3 protein-coding genes are annotated in these 6,741 nt (G+C 38.2%); 2 read left to right on the forward strand and 1 reads right to left on the reverse strand.

Features of this window, described 5'->3' with window-relative positions:
* The first annotated feature begins 124 nt into the window (after positions 1–124).
* Positions 125–3,067, forward strand: coding sequence for an excinuclease ABC subunit UvrA (uvrA, locus tag FJR06_RS01270; RefSeq protein WP_015079910.1), 2,943 nt, complete (start codon positions 125–127; stop codon positions 3,065–3,067).
* 346 nt (positions 3,068–3,413) lie between these two features.
* On the opposite strand, the gene FJR06_RS01275 is transcribed toward uvrA, so the two are convergent.
* On the reverse strand, positions 3,414–5,393 hold the full coding sequence (locus FJR06_RS01275) for an AarF/ABC1/UbiB kinase family protein (protein WP_015079909.1): 1,980 nt from the start codon (positions 5,391–5,393) through the stop codon (positions 3,414–3,416).
* Positions 5,394–5,685: 292 nt separating this feature from the next.
* Between FJR06_RS01275 and FJR06_RS01280 the strand changes: the two genes are divergently transcribed.
* On the forward strand, positions 5,686–6,612 hold the full coding sequence (locus FJR06_RS01280; protein WP_168634241.1) for an undecaprenyl-diphosphate phosphatase: 927 nt from the start codon (positions 5,686–5,688) through the stop codon (positions 6,610–6,612).
* Positions 6,613–6,741 lie beyond the last annotated feature (129 nt).

A 6,741-nucleotide genomic window follows, 5' to 3' on the forward strand; every position in this document is an offset into this window, starting at 1 on the left:
TCAAGGAAATATCAAGTGATATCCTGGGTAGGAAATTAAGATGATTGATACTTTACTATAACCTGAACAAAGATAGTATTATTAAGGATTGTTTCACTGTGTAACCTTTCCTTAGCCTGTCAATATGTCAGAAAATCTAGCTGCTTCTTTAAACGATGTGCTTCCAACCGCTCACAATAGCCAGAATACTATCCGCATTCGGGGCGCTAGGCAGCATAATCTGAAAAATATTGATTTGGAATTACCCCGCGATCGCCTGATTGTCTTTACTGGCGTTTCTGGTTCGGGTAAGTCTTCTTTAGCCTTCGATACCATTTTCGCTGAAGGTCAACGCCGTTATGTAGAATCCCTCAGCGCCTATGCTCGGCAATTTTTGGGACAGTTGGATAAACCCGACGTTGAAGCAATTGAAGGTTTAAGTCCGGCAATTTCCATTGACCAAAAATCAACTTCCCATAATCCCCGTTCGACGGTGGGGACAGTCACGGAAATTTATGATTATCTGCGCTTGTTATATGGTCGCGCTGGTGAACCCCATTGTCCCATCTGCGATCGCTCTATTGCCCCTCAGACCATTGACCAGATGTGCGATCGCATCATGGAACTTCCCGACCGTACCCGCTTCCAAATTCTAGCCCCTGTAGTCCGGGGGAAAAAGGGAACTCACCGCAAATTAATTTCCGGTTTAGCCGCGCAAGGATTTGTCCGCATTAGGGTAAATGGAGAGGTGCGAGAGCTATCAGATTCCATCGAGTTAGACAAAAATAACACACATACTATAGAACTGGTTATTGACAGATTAGTTAAAAAAGATGGTATTCAAGAGCGTTTGGTGGATTCTCTAGCAACCTGTCTTAAGCAATCTAACGGAATCGCCACAATTGAGGTATTAAAAGACACATCGGATAAGATAGCGCTGGAGCGGTCTGATAGTAAGTATATAGCAACTGAGGCAGAAAATCAAGGTATTTCCGCACAAGAATTACCCACAGAAATGGTGTTTTCGGAAAACTTTGCTTGTCCCGAACATGGTGCGGTAATGGAAGAATTATCCCCCCGATTGTTTTCTTTTAATTCCCCTTATGGTGCTTGTCCCCATTGTCATGGGATTGGGACTTTAAGAAGATTTTCCCCGGAGTTGGTTGTCCCTAATCCAGATTCGCCCATGTATGCAGCGATCGCTCCTTGGTCAGAAAAGGAAAACTCCTATTATTTGGAGTTGTTATATGCTGTGGGGTTGAATTATGGCTTTGAGTTACAAACTCAATGGGGGAAGTTGACACCGGAACAGCAAAAAGTTGTCTTGTATGGGGAAGAGAAACGAACCACAGAGGCGCAGAGGTCGCAGAGTTTTAAGGGTGTAATTCCCATTTTACAAAGACAGTATGAAGGGGGAACGGAGTTAGTTAAACAGAAATTAGAAGAATATTTAATTGACCAACCCTGCGAAGTTTGCGGTGGGAAAAGATTAAAACCGGAAGCCTTAGCTGTGAAGTTAGGACAATATGGAATTTTAGATTTTACCAGTGTTTCCATTCGAGAATGTCGGGAAAGAATCGAAAAATTAAAATTGAGTACTAGACAAACTCAAATAGCTGATTTAGTTCTCAGAGAAGTTAAAGCCAGATTACAATTTTTATTAGATGTTGGCTTAGATTATCTCACCTTAGATCGTCCCGCTATGACATTATCAGGTGGAGAAGCCCAACGCATTCGATTAGCCACACAAATCGGTTCAGGACTAACAGGAGTTCTTTACGTTTTAGATGAACCAAGTATTGGGTTACATCAAAGAGATAACGGAAAATTACTCAAAACATTAACCAAATTACGCGACTTAGGAAATACCTTAATAGTTGTCGAACATGACGAAGAAACTATCCGCGCTGCTAACTATATAGTTGATATTGGTCCCGGTGCAGGAATTCATGGGGGAAATATTATTTCCGAAGGCAGTTTTGAGGATTTACTCAACGCAGAAGCATCTTTAACTGGTGCTTACCTATCAGGAAGAAGAGTCATCACTACCCCAGCTAAAAGACGAGAAGGAAATGGCCGCGCCTTAACTATTAGAAATGCCCATCGTAACAACTTACAAAATATAGATGTAGAAATTCCCTTGGGAAAACTTGTCTCCGTTACAGGTGTTTCTGGTTCAGGAAAATCTACCTTAATTAACGAATTACTTTATCCAGCCTTACAACATCATTTACTGAAAAAAGCTCCCGCACCCAAAGACATGGATGAAATCAAGGGTTTAAACTGCGTTGATAAAGCCATTGTCATTGACCAATCACCCATTGGGAGAACTCCCCGTTCTAACCCTGCAACTTACACCGGAGTTTTCGATATTATTCGTGATGTTTTTTCCCAAACTGTTGAAGCTAAAACCAGAGGTTATAAACCTGGACAATTTTCTTTTAATGTTAAAGGTGGACGGTGTGAAGCTTGTAGTGGACAAGGTGTAAATGTCATCGAAATGAATTTTCTCCCTGACGTTTATGTACAATGTGAAATTTGCAAAGGTGCGAGATATAACCGGGAAACTCTCCAAGTTAAATATAAGGATAAATCAATTTCTGATGTTTTGAATATGACGGTTGAAGAAGCATTAGATTTCTGTCAAAATATTCCCAAAGCCCTAACTAGATTACAAACTTTATTTGATGTTGGTTTGGGTTATGTGCAATTAGGACAACCAGCCACAACTTTATCTGGTGGAGAAGCCCAACGGGTGAAATTAGCCACGGAATTATCTCGACGCGCGACTGGGAAAACACTTTATTTAATAGATGAACCAACTACAGGTTTATCTTTTTATGATGTCCACAAATTGTTGGACGTTTTACAAAGATTGGTAGATAAGGGAAATTCCATTTTAGTGATTGAACATAATTTAGATGTCATTCGTTGTTCTGATTGGGTGATAGATTTGGGACCTGAAGGTGGAGATAAGGGCGGAGAACTGATTGCTGCGGGAACGCCTGAAGATGTGGCAAAAAATCCTCGTTCTTATACTGGTCAATATTTACAGCAGGTGTTGGCGCAATATCCAGCAGTTATCTAAACTATGATTTGTGTGATTAATCTGATTTTTTTGATTAATTCATCATCTAAACTATGATTTTTTTGATTAATTTGATTTTTGTGATTAATTAATTATTTCAATCATCCCAATCATCTAAACTATGATTTTTTTGATTAATTTGATTTTTGTGATTAATTAATTATTTCAATCATCCCAATCATCTAAACTATGATTTTTTTGATTAATTTGATTTTTGTGATTAATTAATTATTTCAATCATCCCAATCATCTAAACTATGATTTTTTTGATTAATTTGATTTTTGTGATTAATTAATTATTTCAATCATCCCAATCATCTAAATCAGAAAAATCACAGTTTAGACATTATGCTAATAATTCTCGAATTATCCGAGTTACAGCTTTTTGAGTAACACGAGTGGCAATTTGTTGACCTAAAAGTTGAACTCCTGGATTAACAATGATTTGGGCTAATTGGGGGGCTAACTTTGTCGCATCAAAGCCTTTAGTTTCTCGCAAAATCCCAGCAATGCGTTTAATATATTCTAAAGTTTGTTGTTGTTCAACACTTGCTGAAGGAATTTGATTGATTGCGGTGATTCCTACCCTTTCTCGCAGTACATAAGTCAAGTTATGCAAGGCATTTTTACTAACAGCATCTACACCGTTGAAAAATTCATCAACTAATCTGTCACGAATAAATGAACCTCGGTCAGAAGAGAGAAATTCTACTCCTTGATTAACAACCAAATTAAGATCATATTCTTGGTTACTGCGGGCATTTTTTAACAAATTTTCCAACCGATTCCAGCGAAATTTACCATCTTTAAACAGTAATTCTTGTAATGATGTTCTTAACTCATTTGCCGGATCTGTTAAAAGCCGTTTAGCAACATAAGGATAAGCCTCACTGAGAACTTTAAAATCGGGATCTATATAAATTGCAATCCCTTCCAAAGTCACAAGAGAACGAATAATTAAAGCGTAATAGGGAGGGACGCGGAAAGGATATTCATACATTAAAGCTGATAAATCATCGGTGATGCTTTTAATATTCAAATCCGCGACACTTGCACCTTCGGCATTAGCAAATACCTTTGCAAAAGCGGGAACGATGGGGGTAAGGTCTGTTTCTGGACTGAGGAATTCTAACTTTACATAGTCTTTTGCTAAACTATCAAATTCTCGATTGACAACGTGGACAATTGCCTCAATTAAACCATAACGTTGGGCTGGTTTAACTTCGCTCATCATGCCAAAATCGAGATAAGCTAATTTACCATCCATAGTCGCTAACAAGTTACCTGGATGAGGGTCAGCATGAAAAAATCCATGTTCTAATAATTGACGTAAAGAACACTGGACACCAACTTCAATTAAATACCGCGCATTGATTCCTAAAGCGGCAATTTTTTCGGGTTGAGTTAATTTAATGCCGTTAATCCATTCCATCGTTAAAACGCGACGGTTGGTGTATTCCCAGTAAATTTTGGGGACATAAATATCCTTCATGTGACCATATAATTCAAAAAAGCGTTCCGCATTTTCGCCTTCATGAATATAGTCCATTTCTTCAAAAATGCGATCGCCTAATTCATCTAAAATCCCCACTAAATCACTGCGGACTCGCTGGAAATTGTGCTGTATCCAACCAGCCAAATTCCGCAAAATATACAAATCTATAGTAATTTTTTCTCGTAAATCTGGGCGTTGTACCTTAATCGCTACTTCTTCGCCAGTTTTCAATCTTCCCTGATATACCTGTCCTAAAGAAGCCGCCGCAATCGGTTGTGAAGACAATTCTGCATAAATCTCTAATGGTGTTGCTCCCAATTCTTCCTCAATAAACTGGTAAGCTATTTCATTAGGAAAAGCTGGTAATTGATCTTGGAGTCTAGTTAATTCTTCCAGGTAAATTGGTGGGACTAAATCTGGTCTAGTGGATAAAGCCTGACCAATTTTAATGTAAGCTGGACCCAACTTTGTTAATAAATCTCTGAGCTGAACAGCGCGACGACGTTCATTTTTAACCAAAATTCCCCATTGCTTATCCCACCATAACCCAAAGACAAAGGACAGAATTGGTTTTAAAACCGTCAAAATCCGCCCGATAACTTGCAGGAATCGCCCACTATACTGTGCTTGTATTTCCACAGGATCATACAGCATCGACTCCGGTTCAGATCCCACCCGCACCCGATGTCTGGGCTGTGGAGAAGCTTCAGCCGATTTGATTGCTACAGTCTGTGGATTTTGTTCTGCTACTACCTCAATTACGGACAATTCGCCTCCGCGACTGTCCTCCTGACTTGTTCGAGAACTAGAGGGAAGTGTCTTAACCATCATGAAGAAGCCACCAGTTAGATCAACGTTGTTAAATATTGTAACAATATCTTGTCTTTTCGGGATATCTTCAAAAATTAGAAATTAATGCTTTAATATTTTTTGTCAATAAACGCAGCATAGTATATTTAGGCGGAAAACAACATAACTAAATATATTTAAGGACGTTCAGGCAGAAACCAATAATCACTTTGTAACCCACATTCCTATAATATTTTTGCTAAAAAGACTGACAACAACCAAGTAAAGTTGGATAGTTTGCTAGAATTACCTATTGATCTTGGGAGTCTTGTTAATGACAACAATCTTAGAAGTAAATAGTACAAACTTACTATTACTGCAATTGTTACAGGTAGGAATGCCTACCCAAGCAGCCACTAGTCAAGTTGATTTAGTTCAAGGAGTAATCCAGGCATTTATTTTAGGGATTGTGCAAGGGATTACAGAGTTTTTACCAATTAGTAGTACAGCACATTTAATCATTGTGACCAAGGTATTTGGTTGGAAAGAACTGGGTTCTAAAGATTTTGTTGATGCTATTCAATTTGGAAGCGTAATTGCAATTTTGTGGTATTTTTGGGCTGTTATTTCTAGTTTAGTGAAAGGTGCAATTACAGCTTTTAAAACTAAAGACTGGGAAAGCGAAGAATGGAAAATTGTTGTCGGGATTGCGGTGGGGACAATTCCCGCTTTAACTATTGGGTTTTTGTTAAAAGATGTGATCCCAGAAAGTTCCTTAATTATTGCGATCATGTCAATTATTATGGCGATTTTGCTAGGGTTAGCGGAAAAAATTGGGAGTCGTAAACGGGGTTTTGCTACTTTGGAAATTCGAGATGGTATTTTAGTAGGATTGGGACAAACTTTAGCTTTAGTTCCGGGCGTTTCTCGTTCAGGTTCGACTTTAACTACTGGCTTATTTTTAGGATTAGAAAGAGAAGCAGCCGCGAAATTTTCATTTTTGTTAGGATTTCCCACTTTGACAATTGCGACTTTATATAAAAGTCTGAAAATCTTCAAAATGTTTCAATCAGGTGAATTGCCAGATAATATTGTGATTCTGTTAATTGTTGGCATCATTTCTACTTTTATTTTTTCCTATTTATCAATTGCTTTTTTAATCAAATACTTGCAAACTAAAAACACATTGGTTTTTGTTTGGTATAGGTTGGCTTTTGGTATTTCCATTTTATTAGCGATCGCTGCTGGTTGGCCAGGATAACTCTGATAGAATATTTACACTAGGTGGGGATTGGGGATTGGATATTAAATTTTAGATTTTGGATCATGTTAAATTAACTTCTATCTAAAATTTTTATCCCCTAACAACTGTACGGGCGAAGCATTTGGA

The sequence above is a fragment of the Dolichospermum sp. UHCC 0352 genome (assembly GCF_009711925.1).
Classification (GTDB): domain Bacteria; phylum Cyanobacteriota; class Cyanobacteriia; order Cyanobacteriales; family Nostocaceae; genus Dolichospermum; species Dolichospermum lemmermannii.